Source organism: Candidatus Aquicultor secundus, from assembly GCF_002791875.1.
GTDB classification, from domain to species: Bacteria; Actinomycetota; Aquicultoria; order Aquicultorales; family Aquicultoraceae; genus Aquicultor_A; species Aquicultor_A secundus.
In genome coordinates this window covers 1-2,325 of the sequence record NZ_PFNG01000112.1, presented here as the reverse complement: position 1 = coordinate 2,325, position 2,325 = coordinate 1, and the positions used below count along the sequence as shown (strand labels likewise).

At 52.7% G+C, this 2,325-nt stretch carries 1 protein-coding gene; it reads right to left on the bottom strand.

Annotated elements, in window-relative coordinates; all coding sequences use genetic code 11:
- Nucleotides 1-2,196, bottom strand: a 2,196-nt coding sequence (locus COY37_RS04665) for a carboxypeptidase-like regulatory domain-containing protein (RefSeq protein ID WP_286976414.1), incomplete at its 3' end; no start/stop codon positions are given.
- Nucleotides 2,197-2,325 lie beyond the last annotated feature (129 nt).

Here is a 2,325-nt window from a genome sequence, read left to right as displayed (position 1 = left end):
CCATGTTCCATCCGAGACGTTCAGCGTATACTTCCATTCATGTGTTCCGGGATCTTGCTCGGCAACTGTGTGCTGGAACGAGCCGTTACCGTTTACCGCAAAGATCTCAACGAAGAGATCGGTATTGGTATCGGTAATCGCCGCACCCGTCTGGTCGCGCAGTTTACCGGAGATGGTTTTATCATTCGGCTGCACGGTAAGCGTAACCGACTTCGTCTGACCCGGTGCGAGATCAACGCCGTTTACAGCGTTTAGCATATACGGGGCGCCGGGTGGTAACCCGCCGCTAACCGAATAGGTACCGTTCGGCACCTTCAGTTCAAAGCGACCGGCATCCAGCGGACCGCCATAGCCGCCGTTATTGTTCATGGCAACTGCAAAACCGTATAGATCGCTTAAAATACTGCCCGATCCATCAACTACTCGACCCTGAATTGTTGCGTCAGCATAGGTTACGGCAAAGTTTGCACTACCCTGACCGTGGTCAACTACGGTAACCCTGGTCGGAGGGCCGCTATAAACATACGATGCATCGGATGAGGGCTCGACGTTTACCTCCCAGCTACCCGCCGAGACGTTTAACGTGTATGAGCCATCGGCCGAGGTCGTAGTCTCGGTAAAGCCGCCCCGCTCCTGCCATGCCGTAACCCGCACATTACTTACGCCCTGGCCGCTTGCAGTCACATGACCCGTGATCTGGCTGCTCTTTGTGGTAAGTGTTAAGTCGCCCAAAGCCGTCGTTGTCGAATCGCTTGCCGTAATTTTTTGTACCTGCGGGGGTCCGTACGGCGAATCCGGCGGCAAGAATACCATGACCTGATATGAACCAGCCGGCACATTGATACTGAAGTTTCCTGTCACAGGATCGGGGTTGGCCCCGTTGCCCTGGCCGGTGCTGTTTCGCACCTCAACCCTGGCCTGGCCTACCGGATTGAGGTTCGGATCCAAAAGCCTTCCGGTAACCAGTGCATTGGCTGTAACAACATTAAAATTAACTGTTTGGGTCTCGGATGCTGAAGTATCGGTGTTAAAGATTGCCGGCTTAGGTTGCCCGGTATACGCCCAATCAATCGAGCTGGTGGAATTATGATTTGGCTCTACGGACACCATCCACTGCCCGCCGGAGACCCCAAGTTTATAATTTCCGTTACTATCGGTAATTCCCCAGGTAAAACCGTTGCCTTGCTGCTGGAAGGCAACGACGTTCGCATTGGCGACCGCGGTCGCATCCCTTGTAACCGTTCCAATTATGTTTTTCATCGCTTTAGTAAAAGCAACCTTGACAATAGAAACGCCGCCTACAGTTTCCGTCGTACAGTCACCGGACACCGTATAGGTGTTCTCACTCGGTGGTACGACAATATTTATCAGCCCGGGGCGGATAAGGTTCGGACGATCCCATGGCCTTTGAACGTCAAGTATGTATGTGCCTGTAGCAACGCCACCGAAGGAAAAGCTACCATCCGATCCCGTCGGTGGGGTAAAGTAAGATTTATCCCAGTTAGTGGTATGCAGGGTCACGTTTGCATTGCTTACAGGGGTGGTCCCATCAGGACCAACTACCTTGCCGACGATCAAAGGCGTGGTAAGTACAAGATCGACTGTCTGTGTCGAACCGGTAGCAATATATATATCATGGGGGGCTGATTTGCTGTACGGTGAGCCCGGACCTGGCATCGCCTCTACAGTATAGGTTACGTCCGTTGCCAGCCCTCCGATTTTGTATTTTCCGTTTGAGTCTGTTGAAGAGCCCGCGACGTGCGTCCAAGTATTGTCATGGACCTGAACAAACGCACCTTGCACCGTATTGCTCTCCGGGTCTGTTACGGTTCCACTAACCAATGGGTTAGTTAGTTTGATAGCGGAAAGCGTTTGTACTCCCCCGGTAATGTGAACGGTTGCCGACGGTGCCTGGCTATATGAAGAATCCGGTCCCGGTTGAGCTTCGAGGGCGTAATCTCCTTCGGGGATTTGGCCGAAGTGGTAAACCCCGCTGTCATCAGTCCTGGCGTGCTCCTGAAAACTCCAGTTATCGTTATGAATCATAACATCTACACCACCGGAAGCGGTCGCGCTGTCCGGATTAAGCACGCTACCGGTAATCACCGCATTTTGAAGCTTTAAAGCTTGAGCTTCGCTAAGCGTAACCGTGCCACCACCAAGCGCGAATACCTGAGGCGCCGAATCGACCAGCACACCTGGATTTGCGAAAGCCGTTACTATGTAGTTATCCGGCTGAGCTTGTCCCTGGCCTAGTTGAAATTAAGAGGCGGCCCAGTTAGCCTAAGGTTGGTAACTAATCAATCATAGACAAAGGAGCCGCCA